The organism is Streptomyces sp. NPDC048696 (assembly GCF_043198895.1).
Taxonomy (GTDB): domain Bacteria; phylum Actinomycetota; class Actinomycetes; order Streptomycetales; family Streptomycetaceae; genus Streptomyces.
The window spans coordinates 91,599-111,673 of sequence record NZ_JBICVJ010000020.1 but is presented as its reverse complement, the minus strand read 5'-3'; the positions used below and the strand labels follow the sequence as shown (position 1 = coordinate 111,673).

At 69.5% G+C, this 20,075-nt stretch carries 16 protein-coding genes; 1 reads left to right on the top strand and 15 read right to left on the bottom strand.

Translation table 11 applies throughout. From position 1 onward, the window contains the following. Nucleotides 1-27: 27 nt before the first annotated feature. The 15 genes from recQ to ACGFRG_RS31775 form a co-directional block, all read right to left on the bottom strand. Nucleotides 28-1,935 (bottom strand): DNA helicase RecQ, encoded by a 1,908-nt coding sequence (recQ, locus tag ACGFRG_RS31845; RefSeq protein WP_393269525.1) that lies wholly within the window; start codon nucleotides 1,933-1,935, stop codon nucleotides 28-30. Nucleotides 1,936-2,190: 255 nt separating this feature from the next. Continuing rightward, nucleotides 2,191-3,846, bottom strand: coding sequence for an NADH-quinone oxidoreductase subunit NuoN (gene nuoN / locus ACGFRG_RS31840; protein ID WP_361430911.1), 1,656 nt, complete (start codon nucleotides 3,844-3,846; stop codon nucleotides 2,191-2,193). Then, nucleotides 3,843-5,414: an NADH-quinone oxidoreductase subunit M gene (locus ACGFRG_RS31835; RefSeq protein WP_361430912.1), complete on the bottom strand. Its 1,572-nt coding sequence runs from the start codon at nucleotides 5,412-5,414 to the stop codon at nucleotides 3,843-3,845. The genes nuoN and ACGFRG_RS31835 overlap by 4 nt, the downstream gene beginning before the upstream one ends. A 3-nt stretch (nucleotides 5,415-5,417) precedes the next feature. Continuing rightward, nucleotides 5,418-7,301, bottom strand: a complete 1,884-nt coding sequence (nuoL, locus tag ACGFRG_RS31830) for an NADH-quinone oxidoreductase subunit L (RefSeq protein ID WP_393269520.1) — start codon at nucleotides 7,299-7,301, stop codon at nucleotides 5,418-5,420. Nucleotides 7,302-7,315: 14 nt separating this feature from the next. Further along, nucleotides 7,316-7,615 carry an NADH-quinone oxidoreductase subunit NuoK gene (nuoK, locus tag ACGFRG_RS31825; protein ID WP_361430914.1) on the bottom strand — a complete coding sequence of 100 codons (300 nt, stop codon included), beginning with the start codon at nucleotides 7,613-7,615 and terminating at the stop codon, nucleotides 7,316-7,318. Further along, nucleotides 7,612-8,424, bottom strand: a complete 813-nt coding sequence (locus ACGFRG_RS31820; protein WP_393269559.1) for an NADH-quinone oxidoreductase subunit J — start codon at nucleotides 8,422-8,424, stop codon at nucleotides 7,612-7,614. The genes nuoK and ACGFRG_RS31820 overlap by 4 nt, the downstream gene beginning before the upstream one ends. Beyond that, a complete protein-coding gene (gene nuoI / locus ACGFRG_RS31815) occupies nucleotides 8,424-9,086 on the bottom strand; it encodes an NADH-quinone oxidoreductase subunit NuoI (RefSeq protein ID WP_393269517.1) in 663 nt (220 codons plus the stop codon). The genes ACGFRG_RS31820 and nuoI overlap by 1 nt, the downstream gene beginning before the upstream one ends. Then, the gene (gene nuoH, locus ACGFRG_RS31810; protein WP_393269556.1) at nucleotides 9,079-10,398 is read right to left on the bottom strand and encodes an NADH-quinone oxidoreductase subunit NuoH; all 1,320 of its coding nucleotides are present in this window, start codon (nucleotides 10,396-10,398) and stop codon (nucleotides 9,079-9,081) included. The genes nuoI and nuoH overlap by 8 nt, the downstream gene beginning before the upstream one ends. A 97-nt stretch (nucleotides 10,399-10,495) precedes the next feature. Continuing rightward, complete coding sequence (locus tag ACGFRG_RS31805) at nucleotides 10,496-13,048, bottom strand: NADH-quinone oxidoreductase subunit G (RefSeq protein ID WP_393269513.1); 2,553 nt, start codon at nucleotides 13,046-13,048, stop codon at nucleotides 10,496-10,498. Next, entirely contained in the window at nucleotides 13,045-14,415 is a 1,371-nt protein-coding gene (nuoF, locus tag ACGFRG_RS31800; protein ID WP_393269510.1) for an NADH-quinone oxidoreductase subunit NuoF, read from the bottom strand. The genes ACGFRG_RS31805 and nuoF overlap by 4 nt, the downstream gene beginning before the upstream one ends. Then, nucleotides 14,415-15,308, bottom strand: coding sequence for an NADH-quinone oxidoreductase subunit NuoE (gene nuoE / locus ACGFRG_RS31795; protein WP_393269554.1), 894 nt, complete (start codon nucleotides 15,306-15,308; stop codon nucleotides 14,415-14,417). Before nuoE ends, nuoF begins: the two co-directional genes overlap by 1 nt. A gap of 26 nt (nucleotides 15,309-15,334) precedes the next feature. Beyond that, nucleotides 15,335-16,678 carry an NADH-quinone oxidoreductase subunit D gene (locus ACGFRG_RS31790; protein ID WP_361430920.1) on the bottom strand — a complete coding sequence of 448 codons (1,344 nt, stop codon included), beginning with the start codon at nucleotides 16,676-16,678 and terminating at the stop codon, nucleotides 15,335-15,337. Continuing rightward, nucleotides 16,678-17,427, bottom strand: coding sequence for an NADH-quinone oxidoreductase subunit C (locus ACGFRG_RS31785; protein WP_393269506.1), 750 nt, complete (start codon nucleotides 17,425-17,427; stop codon nucleotides 16,678-16,680). The genes ACGFRG_RS31790 and ACGFRG_RS31785 overlap by 1 nt, the downstream gene beginning before the upstream one ends. Beyond that, nucleotides 17,424-17,978: an NADH-quinone oxidoreductase subunit B family protein gene (locus tag ACGFRG_RS31780; RefSeq protein ID WP_006382209.1), complete on the bottom strand. Its 555-nt coding sequence runs from the start codon at nucleotides 17,976-17,978 to the stop codon at nucleotides 17,424-17,426. The genes ACGFRG_RS31785 and ACGFRG_RS31780 overlap by 4 nt, the downstream gene beginning before the upstream one ends. Nucleotides 17,979-17,995: 17 nt before the next feature. Continuing rightward, nucleotides 17,996-18,355: an NADH-quinone oxidoreductase subunit A gene (locus tag ACGFRG_RS31775; protein ID WP_007383963.1), complete on the bottom strand. Its 360-nt coding sequence runs from the start codon at nucleotides 18,353-18,355 to the stop codon at nucleotides 17,996-17,998. Between the two features lie 828 nt (nucleotides 18,356-19,183). Between ACGFRG_RS31775 and ACGFRG_RS31770 the strand changes: the two genes are divergently transcribed. Next, complete coding sequence (locus tag ACGFRG_RS31770; RefSeq protein ID WP_361430924.1) at nucleotides 19,184-20,002, top strand: C40 family peptidase; 819 nt, start codon at nucleotides 19,184-19,186, stop codon at nucleotides 20,000-20,002. The last annotated feature ends 73 nt before the right edge of the window (nucleotides 20,003-20,075 follow it).

Below are 20,075 nucleotides of genomic sequence, written 5' to 3'. Positions count from 1 at the left end.
AGGGGGGCGCCGACCGGCGCCCCCCTGCTACTCCTGCTCCCCCAGCACCTCCAGCACGCCCTCCCCGTACGTCGCCAGCTTCTTCTCGCCCACTCCGGCGATCGTGCCCAGCTCCTCCACCGAGCCGGGGCGGGCGACCGCGATCTCCCGCAGGGTCGCGTCGTGGAAGATCACATACGCCGGGACGCCCTGCTCGCGGGCCTGCGCGGCCCGCCAGGCGCGCAGCGCCTCGAAAAGCGGGGCCGCCTCCTGCGGGAAGTCGGCCGGGGCCGCCTTCGCCTTGACGGCGCCCCGTGCGCGGGGCGCGCGCTCCGGCTTCGCCGGTTCCGAGCGCAACCTGACCTCGCGCTGGCGCCCCAGGACCTCCCCGCTCGTCTCCGTCAGGACCAGCGTCCCGTACTCCCCCTCCACCGCGACCAGCCCCTGGGCCAGCAACTGCCGCACCACGCCCCGCCATTGGGCCTCGGAGAGCTCTTCACCGATGCCGAAGACGGACAGCGCGTCATGGTCGAACTGGATGACCTTGGCCGTCTTGCGGCCGAGCAGGATGTCGATGACCTGGCCCGCCCCGAACTTCTGGCGCCGCTCGCGCTCCAGGCGGACGATCGTGGACAGCAGCTTCTGCGCCGCGACCGTGCCGTCCCATGTCTCCGGCGGGTTCAGGCAGGTGTCGCAGTTGCCGCAGTGCTCGGCGGTCGCCTCCTGGCCGAAGTAGCCGAGCAGCTGGGCGCGGCGGCAGTCGGCCGTCTCGCAGAGCGCCAGCATCGCGTCGAGGTGGGAGGCGGCCCGGCGCCGGAACGCCTCGTCGCCCTCGCCGCCCTGGATCAGCTTGCGCTGCTGGACCACGTCCTGCAGCCCGTACGCCATCCACGCCGTGGACGGCAGCCCGTCACGGCCCGCGCGGCCGGTCTCCTGGTAGTAGCCCTCGACGGACTTGGGCAGGTCGAGGTGGGCCACGAACCGTACGTCCGGCTTGTCGATGCCCATGCCGAACGCGATGGTCGCCACCACGACGAGGCCGTCCTCCCGCAGGAAGCGCGACTGGTGCACCGCGCGCGTCCCCGAGTCCAGACCGGCGTGGTACGGCACCGCCGCCACCCCGTTGTCGCACAGGTACTGGGCGGTCTTCTCCACCGACGCCCGGGACAGGCAGTACACGATGCCCGCGTCGCCCTCGTGCTCCTCCTTCAGGAAGGTGAGCAGCTGCTTCTTGGGGTCGTTCTTCGGCACGATCCGGTACTGGATGTTCGGCCGGTCGAAGCTCGCCTCGAAGTGGCGCGCGTGCGGCATGACGAGCCGGTCGGTGATCTCCCGGTGGGTGACCCGCGTGGCCGTCGCCGTCAGCGCGATGCGCGGCACGTCCGGCCAGCGCTCGCCCAGCAGCGAGAGCGCCAGGTAGTCGGGGCGGAAGTCGTGGCCCCACTGCGCCACGCAGTGCGCCTCGTCGATCGCGAAGACCGAGATCTTGGCCCGGGAGAGCAGATCGAGGGTGGCTTCCACGCGCAGCCGCTCGGGGGCGAGGTAGAGCAGGTCGAGCTCGCCCGCGAGCAGCTCCGCCTCCACCGTGCGGCGCTCGTCGAAGTCCTGCGTGGAGTTGATGAACCCGGCGCGCACGCCCAGCGCGCGCAGCGCGTCCACCTGGTCCTGCATAAGCGCGATCAGCGGCGAGACCACGACTCCCGTACCGGGTCTGACCAGGGCCGGGATCTGGTAGCAGAGCGACTTTCCGGCACCGGTCGGCATGAGCACCACGGCGTCCCCGCCGGCCACCACGTGCTCGATGACCGCGCCCTGGTCACCACGGAAGCTCTCGTACCCGAAAACCCGCCGCAGCGTCCGCAGCGCGTCGCTCTCGACCACCGCCGGGCCCGCCTGGGCCCCCGCTCCGGCCGCCGCCTCGCCCGCCATCTCGACCGTCCCGTCCGTCCCGTTCATCGCGCTCTCCCCCACCGTCGTCCTCGTAACTCCGCCACCCCTGCCACGATAGGGGCCCGGGCCGACACCCCCTGCCGCCGTCGCGTCAGATCACCCCCGATCGGGCACAAAACACCAGGTCAGAGTGGATGCAAAGTTATCCACAGGCAGTGCGGCACCGCGTCAACACCAGCGCGGGCCGCGACACGGGCCACGACACGGAAAGGCCCCGGCGCCGCACACCCGCGCCGGGGCCTTTCCGTACCGCTCGACCGGTTACCGCACGAAGACCCCCGCCTGGCTCGCCAGGTCCAGGAAGTACTGCGGCGCCACACCGAGGACCAGCGTCACCGCGACGCCGACCCCGATCGCCGTCGTCGTCAGCACCGACGGCACCGCCACGGTCGGCCCGTCCGCCTTCGGCTCGCTGAAGAACATCAGCACGATCACCCGGATGTAGAAGAACGCGGCGACCGCCGACGAGACCACACCGACCACGACCAGCGCGCCCGCGCCGCCCTCCGCAGCCGCCTTGAAGACGGCGAACTTCCCGGAGAACCCGGAGGTCAGCGGGATGCCCGCGAAGGCCAGCAGGAAGACCGCGAACGCCGCCGCCACCAGCGGTGACCGCCGCCCGAGCCCCGCCCACTTGGACAGGTGCGTCGCCTCGCCGCCCGCGTCCCGTACCAGCGTGACGACCGCGAAGGCACCGATCGTCACGAACGAGTACGCGCCCAGGTAGAACAGCACCGACGAGATGCCGTCCGCGTTGGTCGCGATCACACCGGCCAGGATGAACCCGGCGTGCGCGATCGAGGAGTACGCGAGGAGGCGCTTGATGTCGGTCTGGGTGATCGCGACGACCGCGCCGCCCAGCATGGTGATGATCGCGACGCCCCACATCACCGGCCGCCAGTCCCAGCGCATCCCGGGCAGCACCACATACAGCAGCCGCAGCAGCGCGCCGAAGGCCGCGACCTTGGTGGCGGCCGCCATGAAGCCGGTCACCGGGGTCGGCGCGCCCTGGTAGACGTCGGGCGTCCACATGTGGAACGGCACCGCGCCGACCTTGAAGAGCAGCCCCATGAGGATCATCGCGCCGCCGATGAGCAGCAGCGCGTCATTGCCCATGGTGCCCGCCAGCGCCGGGTCCACCGTCCGGACCGTGCCGTCGACGACGTCGGCGATCGTCGCGTACTGCACGGATCCCGCGTAGCCGTACAGGAGCGCGATGCCGAACAGCAGGAACGCCGACGAGAACGCGCCGAGCAGGAAGTACTTCACCGCCGCTTCCTGCGACATCAGCCGCTTGCGGCGGGCCAGCGCGCACAGCAGGTACAGCGGGAGAGAGAAGACCTCAAGCGCCACGAAGAGCGTCAGCAGGTCGTTCGCCGCCGGGAAGACCAGCATCCCGGAGATCGCGAAGAGCGCGAGCGGGAAGACCTCGGTGGTCGTGAACCCGGCTTTCACCGCGGCCTGTTCGCTGTCGCTGCCCGGTACGGAGGCGGCCTGCGCGGCGAACGAGTCCACCCGGTTGCCGTGCGCCTCGGGGTCGAGGCGGCGCTCGGCGAAGGTGAAGATCGCGACGATCGAGGCGAGGAGAATGGTGCCCTGGAGGAAGAGCGCCGGGCCGTCGACCGCGATCGCGCCCATCGCCGCGATGTGCGCCTTGGTCGTGCCGTATCCGCCGGCCGCCAGCGCCACGACCGCGGCGAAGGCGGCGGCGAGAGCGACGACGGCGAGGAACACCTGGACGTAGTAACGGCTCTTGCGCGGGACGAACGCCTCGACCAGTACGCCGAGGACGGCCGCGCCGACCACAATGAGCGTGGGCGCCAGCTGCGCGTACTCGATGTGCGGCGCCGGGATCTTGTGCACCTTGCCGTCGGCCGCCGTCGTCCACAGGCTGTGGACAGCTGTTGCTGTGCTCACTGGGCCGCCTCCACCACGGGCTTGGGGTCCTTCTTGTGTACGTCGGACATGGTGTGGCCCACCGCCGGGTTGACGATGTCGGTGAGCGGCTTCGGGTAGACGCCCAGGAAGACCAGGAGCGCGATCAGCGGGGCGACCACCAGGAGTTCACGGACCTTCAGGTCCGGCATGCCCTGCACCTCGGCCTTGACCGGGCCCGTCATCGTCCGCTGGTAGAGGACCAGGACGTACAGCGCGGCCAGCACGATGCCCAGGGTGGCGATGACGCCGATCGCCGGATAGCGGCTGAACGTGCCCACCAGGACCAGGAATTCACTGACGAAGGGCGCGAGCCCCGGCAGCGAGAGGGTGGCCAGACCGCCCACCAGGAACGTGCCCGCGAGCAGTGGCGCCACCTTCTGCACCCCGCCGTAGTCCGAGATCAGACGCGAACCGCGGCGCGAGATCAGGAAGCCCGCCACCAGCATCAGCGCGGCTGTCGAGATCCCGTGGTTGACCATGTAGAGCGTGGCGCCCGACTGGCCCTGGGTGGTCATCGCGAAGATGCCCATGACGATGAACCCGAAGTGCGAGATCGACGCGTACGCCACCAGGCGCTTGATGTCCCGCTGGCCGACCGCGAGCAGCGCCCCGTAGATGATGCTGATCACGGCGAGGACCAGGATCACCGGCGTCGCCCACTTCGACGCGTCGGGGAAGAGCTGGAGGCAGAAGCGGAGCATCGCGAAGGTGCCGACCTTGTCGACGACCGCCGTGATCAGCACGGCGACCGGGGCGGTCGCCTCGCCCATCGCGTTCGGCAGCCAGGTGTGCAGCGGCCACAGCGGGGCCTTCACCGCGAAGGCGAAGAAGAAGCCGAGGAACAGCAGCCGCTCGGTGTTGGTCGCCATGTCGAGCGAGCCGTTCGCGCGCGCTGCCGCGATCTCGTCCAGCGAGAACGTCCCGGCGACCACATAGAGGCCGATCACCGCCGCCAGCATGATCAGACCGCCGACCAGGTTGTACAGCAGGAACTTGACCGCCGCGTACGACCGTTGGGTGGCCGCCGCCTCGTCGCCGTGCTGATGGGCGCGGTCGCCGAAGCCGCCGATGAGGAAGTACATCGGGATCAGCATGGCTTCGAACAGGATGTAGAAGAGGAAGACGTCGGTGGCCTCGAAGGAGAGGATCACCATCGCCTCGACGGCGAGGATCAGGGCGAAGAAGCCCTGGGTGGGCCGCCAGCGGCTGCTGTGCGTCTCCAGGGGGTCGGCGTCGTGCCAGCCCGCCGCGATGATGAACGGGATCAGCAGTGCGGTGAGCGCGATCAGCGCCACCCCGATGCCGTCCACGCCCAGTTCGTAGCGGACTCCGAAGTCCTTGATCCAGGCGTGCGACTCGGTCAGCTGGTACCGGTCGCCGCCCGGCTCGAACCGTACGAGCTGGGCCGCGCCCAGCGCGAGCGTGCCGACCGAGACCAGCAGCGCCAGCCACTTGGCCGCGGTGCGCCGCTCGGCCGGGACGGCGGCGGTGGCGATCGCGCCGACCGCCGGCAGCGCCGCCGTCGCGGTAAGGAGGGGGAACGACATGTCTTACACCGCCCTCATCAGCAGGGTCGCGGCGATGAGCACCGCCGCACCTCCGAACATGGAGACCGCGTAACTGCGGGCGAAGCCGTTCTGCAGCCTGCGCAGCCGGCCCGAAAGACCGCCGACCCCCGCGGCGGTTCCGTTGACCACTCCGTCGACCAGGGTGTGGTCGACGTACACCAGCGAGCGCGTCAGGTGCTCGCCACCGCGGACCAGGACCACATGGTTGAAGTCGTCCTGGAGGAGGTCGCGGCGGGCGGCCCGGGTGAGCAGCGAGCCGCGCGGGGCGACGGCCGGGACCGGCCTGCGGCCGTACTGCGCGTACGCGATGCCGACGCCGATCAAAAGCACCACCGTCGTCGCCGCGGTGACCACGCCGGCGCTGACGGGCGAGTCGCCGTGGGAGAGGCTGGTGACCGGCTCCAGCCACTTCACGAACGACTCGTTGATGCTGAACAGGCCGCCCGCGAAGACCGATCCGAAGGCCAGCACGATCATCGGCAGCGTCATGGTGCGCGGCGACTCGTGCGGATGCACCTCGTCCTCGTTCCAGCGCTTCTCGCCGAAGAAGGTCATCAGCATCACGCGCGTCATGTAGTACGCGGTGATGGCCGCGCCGAGCAGGGTCACCGCGCCGAGGATCCAGCCCTCGGTGCCGCCCTTGGCGAACGCCGCCTCGATGATCTTGTCCTTGGACCAGAAGCCGGACAGGCCCGGGAAGCCGATGATGGCGAGGTAGCCGAGACCGAAGGTCACGAAGGTGACCGGCATGTACTTACGGAGGCCGCCGTACTTGCGCATGTCGACCTCGTCGTTCATGCCGTGCATCACGGAGCCCGCGCCGAGGAAGAGCCCGGCCTTGAAGAAGCCGTGGGTGACCAGGTGCATGATCGCGAAGGCGTAGCCGATGGGGCCGAGGCCGGTGGCGAGGATCATGTAGCCGATCTGCGACATGGTCGAGCCGGCCAACGCCTTCTTGATGTCGTCCTTCGCGCAACCGACGATCGCACCGAACAGGAGCGTGACCGCGCCGACGATCACCACCACCGTCTGGGTGTTCGGCACCGCGTTGAAGATCACGCCGGACCGGGTGATGAGGTAGACGCCCGCGGTCACCATCGTCGCCGCGTGGATCAGGGCCGAGACGGGGGTCGGGCCCTCCATCGCGTCGCCGAGCCAGGACTGCAGCGGCACCTGCGCCGACTTGCCGCACGCGGCCAGCAGCAGCATCACCCCGACGGCGGTGTTGCGGCCCCAGCCGGTCTCGCCGACCTGGTTGAAGACGGTCGAGAAGGCGAAGGAGCCCCAGGTGGTGAACATGACCATGATGGCGATCGAGAGGCCCATGTCGCCGACCCGGTTGACCAGGAACGCCTTCTTGGCGGCCGTCGCCGCGCTCGGCTTGTGCTGCCAGAAGCCGATGAGCAGGTAGGACGCCAGACCGACGCCCTCCCAACCGACGTACAGAAGGAGGTAGTTGTCGGCCAGGACCAGCAGCAGCATCGCCGCGAGGAACAGGTTGAGATAGCCGAAGAAGCGGCGGCGGTTCTCGTCGTGCTCCATGTAGCCGACCGAGTACAGGTGGATCAGCGTGCCCACACCCGTGATCAGCAGGACGAACGTCATCGACAGCTGGTCGAGCTGGAAGCCGACGTCGGCCTGGAAGCCCTCCACCGGGACCCAGCTGAACAGGTGCTTGTGCACCGCCCGGCTGTCGGTGGAGCGGCCGAGCATGTCGACGAAGAGCGCGACGCCGAGGCCGAACGACACGGCCGCGAGCAGCGTGCCCAGCCAGTGCCCCACGGCGTCGAGCCGACGCCCGCCGCACAGCAGTACGGCCGCTCCGAGCAGAGGCGCCGCGATGAGCAGCGCAATCAGGTTCTCCACGATTCAGCGACCCCTTACAGCTTCATCAGGCTGGCGTCGTCGACCGAGGCCGAGTGGCGGGAACGGAAGAGCGACACGATGATCGCGAGCCCGACGACGACTTCCGCGGCGGCGACGACCATCGTGAAGAACGCGATGATCTGGCCGTCGAGGTTGCCGTGCAGCCGGGAGAAGACCACGAACGCGAGGTTGCAGGCGTTGAGCATCAGCTCGACGCACATGAAGACCACGATCGCGTTCCGCCTGATCAGCACCCCGGCCGCGCCGATGGTGAACAACAGGGCGGACAGATAGAGGTAGTTGACGGGGTTCACTTCGTGGCCTCCTCTTCCCGGCCAAGACGCTCGGCGGAGCGCTGCTCCAGCGCCTTGAGGTCGCTCAGCGCCTCGCTGGACACATCGCGGATCTGGCCCCGGCCGCGCAGCGTCTGGTTGACGGTGAGCTCGGAGGTGCTGCCGTCGGGCAGCAGGCCCGCGACGTCCACCGCGTTGTGCCGGGCGTAGACGCCAGGGGCGGGCAGCGGCGGCAGGTGCCTGCCCTCGCGCACGCGCTGCTCGGAGCGCTCACGCTGGGTCTTGGCGCGCTCGGTGCGCTCGCGGTGCGTGAGCACCATCGCGCCGACCGCCGAGGTGATCAGCAGGGCGCCGGTGATCTCGAAGGCGAACACGTACTTGGTGAAGATGAGGGTGGCCAGACCCTCCACGTTGCCGCCCGAGTTGGCCTGGGAGAGGCCGTCGAAGTGCTTCAGGGAGGCGTTGGCGAGGCCCGAGATCAGGAGGACGCCGAAGCCGAGCCCGCAGACCGCGGCCCAGATCCGCTGCCCCTTGATGGTCTCCTTCAGCGAGTCGGCGGCGGTGACGCCGACCAGCATGACGACGAAGAGGAAGAGCATCATGATCGCGCCGGTGTAGACGACGACCTGGACGATGCCCAGGAAGTACGCCCCGTTGGCCAGGTAGAAGACCGCCAGGACGATCATCGTCCCGGCCAGCGACAGCGCGCTGTGCACGGCCTTCTTCATCAGTACGGTGCCCAGCGCGCCGATGACGGCGACCGTGCCCAGCACCCAGAACTGGAAGGCCTCCCCGGTGGAGGTGGTGGTGGCGGAGACGGCGAGCTGCATCACGCGTCCACCTCCTCGGGCTGCTCCCCGTTCGCGGGGTGCTCGGCGGTGGGCGGCTGCTCGCCCCTGGAGACGGCGACCTGGCGGACCGTGCCGGGCGCGGCCTCGGTGACCAGGCCCCGGTAGTAGTCGCCCTCCGTCATGCCCGGGTAGATGGCGTGCGGCGAGTCGACCATGCCCTCTTCGAGCCCGGCGAGCAGCTGCTCCTTGGTGTAGATCAGGTTCGCGCGGCTGGTGTCGGCCAGTTCGAACTCGTTGGTCATCGTCAGCGCGCGCGTGGGGCACGCCTCGATACACAGCCCGCACAGGATGCAGCGGGCGTAGTTGATCTGGTAGACGATGCCGTACCGCTCGCCCGGCGAGTAGCGCTCCTCGTCCTTGTTGTCCGCGCCCTCCACATAGATCGCGTCGGCCGGACAGGCCCAGGCGCACAACTCGCAGCCGACACACTTCTCCAGGCCGTCCGGATGCCGGTTCAGCTGGTGGCGCCCGTGGAAGCGGGGGGCCGTGGTCTTCTGCTGTTCCGGGTACTGCTCGGTCAGCCGCTTCCTGAACATGGCCTTGAAGGTCACGCCGAAGCCGGCCACCGGGTTCAGGAACTTGCCCTCGGACGAAGCCCCGGGCTCCCCCGAAGTCTCCGCCGGTTCCGATGACTTAGACACCCTCGTCCTCCCTTCCGTCACGGTCACTCTCAGTATCCGACCCACCACTGACAACGAGCTCCCGCTGATGGCGCGGGCGTCGCCTCGGCACCGGCGGAAGGGTCTGTCCGGGCAGTGGTGGCACCGGGAATCCGCCCGCCATCGGGTCGAAGGCGGCGGGCTCCTCCGCCGGTTCCTCGGCCTTGCGGCCCCGGAAGACATCGGCGACCAGGGAGATCAGCAGGACGGCGACGACCGCGCCCCCGACGTACAGCACGATCTTGGAGAAGTCGTGGCCTTCGTTGCGCAGCGCCCGCACGGTCGCGACCAGCATCAGCCAGACGACCGAGACCGGGATGAGGACCTTCCAGCCGAGCTTCATCAGCTGGTCGTAGCGGACACGGGGCAGCGTGCCGCGCAGCCAGATGAAGAAGAAGAGCAGCAGCTGGACCTTGATGACGAACCAGAGCATCGGCCACCAGCCGTGGTTGGCGCCCTCCCAGAAGGTGCTGATGGGCCACGGGGCCCGCCAGCCGCCCAGGAAGAGGGTGGTCGACACCGCCGAGACGGTGACCATGTTGACGTACTCGGCCAGCATGAAGAGCGCGAACTTGATCGACGAGTACTCGGTGTTGAAACCGCCGACCAGGTCGCCCTCGGACTCCGGCATGTCGAACGGGGCGCGGTTGGTCTCGCCCACCATGGTGACGACGTAGATGATGAAGGAGACCGGCAGCAGGATGATGTACCAGCGGTCGTGCTGCTGGGCGACGATCTCCGAGGTCGACATCGAGCCCGAGTAGAGGAAGACCGAGGCGAAGGCCGCGCCCATCGCGATCTCGTAAGAGATCATCTGCGCGCATGAGCGGAGCCCGCCGAGCAGCGGGTACGTCGAGCCGGACGACCAGCCCGCGAGCACGATCCCGTAGATGCCGACCGAGGCGCACGCGAGGATGTAGAGCATCGCGATCGGCAGGTCGGTCAGCTGCATCGTGGTGCGGTGCCCGAAGATCGACACCTCGTTGCCGGCCGGCCCGAAGGGGATCACGGCGATGGCCATGAAGGCCGGGATCGCGGCGACGATCGGGGCCAGGACGTAGACCACCTTGTCGGCCCGCTTGACGACGACGTCTTCCTTCAGCATCAGCTTGATGCCGTCGGCGAGCGACTGGAGCATGCCCCACGGCCCATGCCGGTTGGGGCCGATGCGCAACTGCATCCAGGCGACGACCTTGCGCTCCCACACGATCGAGAACAGCACGGTCACCATCAGGAACGCGAAGCAGAACACGGCCTTGAGGGCGATGAGCCACCAGGGGTCGCGGCCGAACATCGAGAGGTCCTCGGCCGCGAGGAAGGTCGGGGTCACGCTCGCACCTCCGGTACGTGGACGGCGGCGCCCGGTGCCGCGGGGCGGACGGGGAAGTCGGTCACGGCTGCACCTCCGGTGCGGCGGTGGCGGCGTCCTGCGCCGCCGGGCCGATACGGACGACCTGGCCCGGGACCGCGCCCGTGTCCGCGAGGACGCCGGCGCCGGTCGAGTTGAGCGGCAGCCACACCACCCGGTCGGGCATCTCGGTGACCTTCAGCGGCAGCCGGAGCGCGCCCGCGCCGCCGCTCACCTCAAGGAGGTCGCCGTCCTTGACGCCGGTCTCGGCCGCCGTCGCCGCCGAGAGCCGGGCGACGGCCGCGTGCCGGGTCCCGGCCAGCGCCTCGTCGCCCTCCTGGAGGGTGCCCCGGTCGAGCAGCAGCCGGTGGCCCGCGAGGACCGCCTCGCCCTCGGCGGGCCGGGGAAGGGACGGTTGTTGGGGCCAGGCGAAGCCTGTCGACGAGGGGTGGTGCCCGGGTGACGGGCGGGCCTCCAGAGGTTCGGTGGCGCGCGGCCCGTCCCAGTGGCCCAGGCGCTGCAGCTCCGCGCGCGCGGAGCGGTTGTCCGGGAGCGCGAAGTGCACGTCCATGGCGTCCGCCAGCATGTGCAGCACGCGCGCGTCGGTGGGCGCCAGGCGCCGGGTCATCTGCTCGGGCTTGAGCGCGGCCTCGAACATCCGGGCCCGGCCCTCCCAGTTGAGGAAGAAGCCGGACTTCTCGGCGACGGCCGCGACCGGGAAGACCACGTCCGCGTGCTCGGTGACCGCGCTCGGGCGCAGCTCCAGGGAGACCACGAACGCCCCGGCGAGCGCTTCACGCGCGCGTGCCGCGTCCGGCAGATCGGCCGGGTCGACGCCCGCGACGAGCAGCGCCCCGAGCTCCCCGGTGGCCGCGGCCTCCACGATCTGGCTGGTGTCCCGGCCGAAGCGGTGCGGGAGTTCGCGTACGCCCCAGACGGCGGCGACCTCCTCACGCGCGCGTGGATCGGTCGCCGGGCGCCCGCCCGGCAGCAGCGCCGCGAGCGCGCCCGCCTCGATCGCGCCCCGCTCACCGGCCCGGCGCGGGATCCACGCCAGCTCCGCGCCGGTCGCGGCCGCCGTGCGGACGGCGGCGGTCAGCGCGCCGGGAACGGCCGCGAGCCGTTCGCCGACGACGATGACGGAGCCGGTGGCGCGCAGCGCCTCGGCGGCGGCCGAGCCGTCCCCGTCCAGGCCGACCCCGCCCGCCAGCGCGTCCAGCCACTCGGTCTCGGTGCCGGGGGCCGCGGGCAGCAGCGTGCCGCCCGCCTTCTCCAGGCCCCGGGTGAGGTGGGTGGCGAGCGAGTAGGTGCGCTGGCCGTGCTTGCGCCAGGCCTTGCGCAGCCGCAGGAAGACGCCCGGCGCCTCCTCCTCGGCCTCGAATCCGACGAGCAGCACCGCCGGCGCCTTCTCCAGCGCGGTGTACGTGACGCCCTCGCCGGTGAGGTGGCCGCGCCCGGCGACCCTGGCCGCCAGGAAGTCGGCCTCCTCGGCGGAGTGCACGCGCGCGCGGAAGTCGATGTCGTTGGTGTCGAGGGCGATCCGCGCGAACTTGGCGTACGCGTAGGAGTCCTCGACGGTCAGCCGCCCGCCCGTGAGCACCCCGGCCCGGCCCCGGGCCGCCATCAGCCCGGCCGCGGCCGCCTCCAGCGCCTCGGGCCAGGAGGCGGGCCTCAGCTCACCGTCGGCCTCGCGGATCAGAGGTGTCGTCAGACGGTTGGGCTGCTGGGCGTACCGGAAGGCGAACCGGCCCTTGTCGCACAGCCATTCCTCGTTGACCTCGGGATCGTTGGCCGCGAGCCGCCGCATCACCTTGCCGCGCCGGTGGTCGGTACGGGTCGCGCAGCCGCCCGCGCAGTGCTCGCACACCGACGGCGAGGACACCAGGTCGAACGGGCGGGAGCGGAACCGGTAGGCCGCCGAGGTCAGCGCGCCGACCGGGCAGATCTGGATGGTGTTCCCGGAGAAGTACGACTCGAACGGGTCGCCCTCGCCGGTGCCGACCTGCTGGAGCGCGCCGCGCTCCAGGAGCTCGATCATCGGGTCGCCCGCGATCTGCTCGGAGAACCGGGTGCACCGCGCGCACAGCACGCACCGCTCGCGGTCGAGCAGCACCTGTGTGGAGATCGGCACCGGCTTCTCGTAGGTGCGCTTGTGGCCCTCGAAGCGTGTGTCCGGGTCGCCGACCTGCATCGACTGGTTCTGCAGCGGGCACTCGCCGCCCTTGTCGCAGACCGGGCAGTCCAGCGGGTGGTTGATGAGCAGCAGCTCCATCACCCCGCGCTGGGACTTCTCGGCGACCGGCGAGGTCAGCTGCGACTTCACCACCATGCCGTCGGTGCAGGTGATGGTGCAGGACGCCATCGGCTTGCGCTGGCCCTCCACCTCCACGATGCACTGGCGGCAGGCGCCGACCGGGTCGAGCAGCGGGTGGTCGCAGAACCGGGGGATCTCGATGCCCAGCTTCTCGGCGGCCCGGATCACCAGCGTGCCCTTGGGGACGCTGATCTCGATGCCGTCGATGGTCAGCGAGACCAGGTCCTCGGGCGGCACCGCCGCCTCTGAGCCGCCGGAGGGAGCGCCAGTGGTCACCGTCATGCGTTCACCTCCGTGGTGCGGTGGGGGCCGTCGGCCCACAGGGTCGACCTGGCCGGGTCGAAGGGGCAGCCCTTGCCGTTGATGTGCTGCTCGTACTCCTCGCGGAAGTACTTGAGCGAGGAGAAGATAGGGGCGGCCGCGCCGTCGCCGAGCGCGCAGAACGACTTGCCGTTGATGTTGTCGGCGATGTCGTTGAGCTTGTCGAGGTCGCCCATCGCGCCCTTGCCCGCCTCGATGTCGCGCAGCAACTGCACCAGCCAGTACGTGCCTTCGCGGCACGGCGTGCACTTGCCGCAGGACTCGTGGGCGTAGAACTCGGTCCAGCGGGTGACCGCCCGCACCACGCAGGTCGTCTCGTCGAAGCACTGCAGCGCCTTGGTGCCCAGCATCGAGCCGGCCGCGCCGACGCCCTCGTAGTCCAGCGGCACGTCCAGGTGCTCGTCGGTGAACATCGGGGTCGAAGAGCCGCCCGGGGTCCAGAACTTGAGCCGGTGGCCCGGGCGCATCCCGCCGCTCATGTCGAGGAGCTGGCGCAGCGTGATGCCGAGCGGGGCCTCGAACTGGCCGGGGTTGGCGACGTGCCCGCTGAGCGAATACAGCGTGAAGCCCGGGGACTTCTCGCTTCCCATCGACTTGAACCAGTCTTTTCCGCGATTCAGGATCGCGGGAACGCTGGCGATGGACTCGACGTTGTTGACAACAGTGGGGCACGCGTAGAGACCGGCGACCGCGGGGAAAGGGGGACGCAGCCGGGGCTGACCGCGACGGCCTTCCAAGGAGTCCAGCAGGGCGGTCTCCTCACCACAGATGTACGCGCCCGCGCCCGCGTGCACCGTGATGTCGAGGTCGACGCCGCTGCCGAGGATGTCCTTGCCGAGGTAGCCCGCCGCGTAGGCCTCCCGCACGGCCTCGTGCAGCCTCCGCAGTACGGGGACGACTTCCCCGCGCAGATAGATGAACGCATGCGACGACCTGATCGCGTAACAGGCGATCACCATGCCCTCGATGAGGCTATGCGGGTTGGCGAACAGGAGCGGGATGTCCTTGCAGGTCCCGGGCTCCGACTCGTCGGCGTTGACAACTAGATAGTGCGGCTTGCCATCGCCCTGCGGGATGAACTGCCACTTCATGCCCGTGGGGAACCCCGCGCCGCCCCGGCCGCGCAGACCGGAGTCCTTCACATACGCGATGAGGTCGTCCGGTGACATGGCCAGCGCCTTGCGCAGCCCCTCATAGCCGTCGTGCCGACGGTAGGTCTCCAGGGTCCAGGATTCGGGCTGGTCCCAGAAGGCCGACAGCACGGGTGCCAGCAGCTTCTCGGAGCTGCTTCCGTTCCCGTTCCCACTCAGTTCGGCTGCCAAGGTCATCACTCCCCCTCCTCGTCGACCGGGCCCGCCGGGTGCGCGGGGTCGGACGCAGAGGTCTGGTGCGAGGTGTTCGGTGTCCCGGAGGGACTCGTTGAGGGGCGGTGGTCGGGTGACGGGGGGGCATGCGAGCTCAAGTGCTGGGAACCGGGCTGGGGTTCATCGCGCGGGGCTGCTTTACCGGTGCCTTCCTCGCGGGGCCCCTCGCCACGGGGGTGGACCACGCGCGCGTGCGGGGCCTCGCCACGGGCCAGGCGCAGCCCCACCAGCGAGGCCGGGCCCGCGCCCCCGCTCGCCGCGACGGCGCCGGGACGCTCGTCGGGGAAGCCGGCCAGGATCCGGGCCGTCTCCTTGTAGGTGCACAGGGGCGCGCCCCGGGTCGGCTCCACCGGCCTGCCCGCGCGCAGGTCGTCGACGAGGCGCTTGGCCGACTCGGGGGTCTGGTTGTCGAAGAACTCCCAGTTGACCATCACCACGGGCGCGAAGTCGCAGGCGGCGTTGCACTCGATGTGTTCGAGGGTGACCTTGCCGTCGGCGGTCGTCTCGTCGTTGCCGACGCCGAGATGGCGCTTGAGCTCGTCGAAGATGGCGTCCCCGCCCATCACCGCGCACAGGGTGTTGGTGCAGACGCCGACCTGGTAGTCGCCGGAGGGCTTGCGCCGGTACATCGTGTAGAAGGTGGCCACCGCTGTGACCTCGGCCGTGGTCAGGTCCAGCATCTCGGCGCAGAAGCGCATCCCGGTGCGGGTGACGTGTCCTTCTTCCGACTGCACGAGGTGCAGCAGCGGCAGCAGCGCGGAGCGGCTGTCGGGGTAGCGGGAGATGACGTCCTTGGCGTCCGCCTCCAGCCGGGCCCGGACGTCGGCCGGGAAGTCGGGCGCGGGCAGCTGGGGCATGCCCAGGCTCGTCGGGGTGCTCTCGGTCACCGGTCGACGCCTCCCATCACGGGGTCGATGGACGCCACGGCCACGATGACGTCGGCGACCTGGCCGCCCTCGCACATCGCCGCCATGGCCTGGAGATTGGTGAAGGACGGGTCGCGGAAGTGGACCCGGTAGGGGCGGGTGCCCCCGTCGCTGACGACATGCACCCCGAGCTCGCCCTTGGGCGACTCGACGGCCGCGTACGCCTGGCCGACGGGGACCCGGAAGCCCTCGGTGACCAGCTTGAAGTGGTGGATCAGGGACTCCATGGAGGTGCCCATGATCTTCTTGATGTGGTCCAGGGAGTTGCCGAGCCCGTCCGGGCCGAGGGCGAGCTGGGCGGGCCAGGCGATCTTCTTGTCGGCGACCATGACCGGCCCGGGCTCCAGCCGGTCCAGGCACTGCTCCACGACCCTGAGCGACTGGCGCATCTCCTCCAGGCGGACCAGGAAGCGGCCGTAGGCGTCGCAGGAGTCGGCGGTGGGGACGTCGAAGTCGTAGGTCTCGTAGCCGCAGTACGGGTCGGTCCTGCGCAGGTCGTGGGGCAGGCCCGCGGCGCGGAGAATCGGTCCTGTCGCGCCGAGCGCCATGCAGCCGGTCAGGTCGAGGTAACCGACGTCCTGCATACGGGCCTTGAAGATCGGGTTGCCGGTGGCGAGCTTGTCGTACTCCGGCAGGTTCCGCTTCATCGTCTTCAGGAACTCGCGGAGCTGGTCCATCGCGCCCGGGGGCAGGTCCTGGGCGAGGCCGCCGGGCCGGATGAACGCGTGGTTCATCCGCAGACCGGTGATCAGCTCGTAGATGTCGAGGATGAGTTCACGATCACGGAAGCCGTAGATCATGATCGTGGTGGCGCCGAGCTCCATGCCGCCGGTGGCGATGCAGACCAGGTGCGAGGAGAGCCGGTTCAGCTCCATCAGCAGGACGCGGATGACCGAGGCCCGGTCCGGGATCTGGTCGGTGATGCCGAGTAGCCGCTCCACGCCCAGGCAGTACGCCGTCTCGTTGAAGAACGACGTCAGATAGTCCATGCGCGTGACGAAGGTGGTGCCCTGCGTCCAGGTGCGGAACTCCAGGTTCTTCTCGATGCCGGTGTGCAGATAGCCGATGCCGCAGCGGGCCTCGGTGACCGTCTCGCCGTCGATCTCCAGGATGAGGCGGAGCACGCCGTGGGTGGAGGGGTGCTGGGGGCCCATGTTGACGACGATGCGCTCGTCGTCGGCGCGGGCCGCGGTCCGTACGACCTCGTCCCAGTCGCCGCCGGTGACTGTATATACAGTCCCCTCGGTGGTCTCCCGGCCGGATGCGGCCGAGGCGCGGGGGGCTTCGCTGGACGTGTTCATCAGCTGTACGACCTCCGCTGGTCCGGAGCCGGGATCTGGGCGCCCTTGTACTCGACGGGGATGCCGCCGAGGGGGTAGTCCTTGCGCTGCGGGAAGCCCTGCCAGTCGTCCGGCATCATGATCCGGGTGAGGGCGGGGTGGCCGTCGAAGACCAGACCGAAGAAGTCGTAGGTCTCGCGCTCATGCCAGTCGTTGGTCGGATAGACCGCGACCAGGGACGGCACGTGCGGGTCGCTGTCCGGGGCGGTGACCTCAAGCCGGATCAGCCGGCCGTGGGTGAGCGAGCGCAGATGGTAGACGGCGTGCAGCTCGCGGCCCTTGTCGCCCGGGAAGTGGACGCCGCTGACGCCCGTACAGAGCTCGAAGCGCAGGGCCGGGTCGTCGCGCAGGGTGCGGGCCACCTGGACGAGGTGCTCGCGCGCGATGTGGAAGGTGAGCTCGCCGCGGTCGACGACGGTCTTCTCGATGGCGTTGCCGGGGAGCAGGTCCTGCTCCTCCAGAGCGCCTTCGAGTTCGTCGGCCACCTCGTCGAACCAGCCGCCGTAGGGGCGGGAGGCGGCGCCGGGCATGGCCACGGTGCGCACCAGGCCGCCGTAGCCGCTGGTGTCGCCGCCGTTGGCCGCGCCGAACATGCCCTTGCGTACGCCGATGACGTCGCCGGTGTCCTCGCGCTGGGCCGGCAGTCCCCCGTTCTGGCCCGGGGTTTCGGGAGTGCCCGGTGTCCCGGGGGTCTTGGGAGTGTCGCTCACCGCAGCAGCCCCTTCATCTCGATGGTGGGGAGTGCCTTGAGGGCGGCTTCCTCGGCCTCGCGGGCCGCTTCCTCCGCGTTCACACCGAGCTTGGAGCTCTGGATCTTCTGGTGGAGCTTGAGGATCGCGTCGATCAGCATCTCGGGCCGGGGCGGGCAACCGGGCAAATAGATGTCGACCGGAACAATGTGGTCGACACCCTGCACAATCGCGTAATTGTTGAACATTCCGCCCGACGAGGCGCACACGCCCATGGAGATGACCCACTTGGGGTTCGGCATCTGGTCGTAGACCTGCCGCAGGACCGGCGCCATCTTCTGGCTGACCCGGCCCGCCACGATCATCAGGTCGGCCTGGCGCGGCGAGCCGCGGAAGACCTCCATACCGAAGCGGGCCAGGTCGTACCGGCCCGCTCCGGTCGTCATCATCTCGATGGCACAGCAGGCCAGACCGAAGGTGGCGGGGAAGACGGACGCCTTGCGCACCCAGCCCGCGGCCTGTTCGACGGTGGTCAGCAGAAACCCGCTCGGCAGTTTCTCTTCGAGTCCCATAGGTGCCCCTCAGCCCCTCAGTCCCATTCCAGGCCGCCGCGCCGCCACACATACGCGTAGGCGACGAACACGGTGAGCACGAAGAGCAGCATCTCCACGAGCCCGAAAACCCCCAGGGCGTCGAAGGTGACGGCCCAGGGGTAGAGGAAGACGATCTCGATGTCGAAGACGATGAAGAGCATCGCCGTCAGGTAGTACTTGATGGGGAAGCGGCCGCCTCCGGCCGGCGTGGGAGTCGGTTCGATGCCGCACTCGTACGCCTCAAGTTTCGCCCGGTTATACCTTTTTGGGCCGATAAGCGTGGCCATGACCACGGAGAAGATCGCAAACCCTGCCCCGAGGGCGCCGAGCACAAGGATGGGCGCGTAGGCATTCACGCTCCTCGCTCCTTCCAGTCGTCCTTGACCGTTGGACCGCACAGCGGGCGCCGCTGCCACCCCCCTCGCCACGCGAAGCTCGCGTCGCTACGCGAAGATCGCGCACATGTGAGGCAGTTCACAAGCCCGACTGCACCGCATCCTATGCCCGGCGGTCTGTGATCTGCGACACGGGGTACGCCAACGGCTTTGTGATCTCCACCACCTGACGAAGGATCATGAAGTCGGATGAGCAGTGATCTTCACACCTGAAGCGCCCGAGTGATCACAAGGCGTAGCATCCGCGCTTGTTACCGCTGGTCACAAGGGGTGGGGCACTATCAAGACATGAGCCCTACAGGCAAATTGGCGATGGACTCGTTCGAGTGGTAAGGGATCGCGGCTCACTCATGCGGGTGAAGTGTTCGCCGGAGGGTGGACCTGTGCACGCGTTCACGAACTCCGGATCGGCTTGAACCAACTCCGGGATCGGTCGGCCCGTCACGCCATCGGCTCCCCATCGCTCCCCCATCACCCCACATCGATCCCCCCGTCGATCACGGACCGATTACGGGACGGCCGAGGGGCGGATACGAAGTGACCTGCGTCACACCATTTGGTCACCGGATAAACCGGGCTTGGCCAATGGTGTGAACGGATGGTAGGCGACGGGCAATTCGGACCTTTTATAAAAACCACATGATCACAGCCATGATCGCGTCTGCCCGGATTGCCCGTTACGGCGTCAATAAAGGCGCAGAGGAAGCGGATTCAGCCGTTCCCGGCGCAACTGTGGCGCAGCACACGTTTCTTGAAGGGAACCGCGAACCCCTGATAGCGGTTGTTCTCATGTCCCACACCGCTCACATACCCAGCCACCGGAAGCCCCGCCGAAGCGCCTCGAAGCTCGCGCTCCGGGCCGGAGTTGCCGGTGGCGTCCTCAGCACCCTCGCGGTGGCCGGTGCCACTGGACCGGCGCAGGCCGCCGAGCCGGTGACCGAGACCATCGAGATGCCCACGCTCACGTCCGGGCTCGCCACCACCGCCGCCGCGTCCGCCGAGGCCACCCAGCAGGTCGCCAACGACCTCCAGCTGCGGGCCCAGCAGAACGAGGCCGCCTCCAGCGCCGCCAAGGTCGCCAAGAAGGCCAAGGCCGACGCTGACGCCAAGGCCGAGGCGGAGAAGAAGGCGAAGGCCGAGGCCGACGCCAAGGCGAAGGCGGACGCCGCCGATCGCGCCTCCCGCTCCTCGGAGCGCACCACGCTCAGCGCGTCGACCGGCAGCAGCAGCTCCACCGTGTCCTCGACCGCCACGGGCTCCGCCGCCTCCATCGTGAACTTCGCGCTCGCCCAGGTCGGCAAGGCGTACGTCTCGGGTGCCACGGGCTCCAGCGCGTACGACTGCTCCGGCCTCGTGCAGGCCGCGTACCGCCAGGTGGGCGTCGACCTCCCGCGCGTCTCGCAGGACCAGTCGGCCACCGGCCGCCAGGTCTCGCTGTCCAACCTGCAGCCCGGCGACGTCCTCTACTGGGGCAGCTCGGGCTCGGCGTACCACGTGGCGATCTACGTGGGCGGCGGCAAGTTCGTGGGCGCGCAGAACTCTTCGACCGGTGTGGTCGAGCGCAGCCTGGACTGGGACCAGCCCACGGGCGCGGTCCGCATTCTCTGACGCGTACGCATATAGCAGGCGTAACAGGCAGAAACAGACATACAGCTGAGGGGCCGTCACCCGCTCGGGGGGT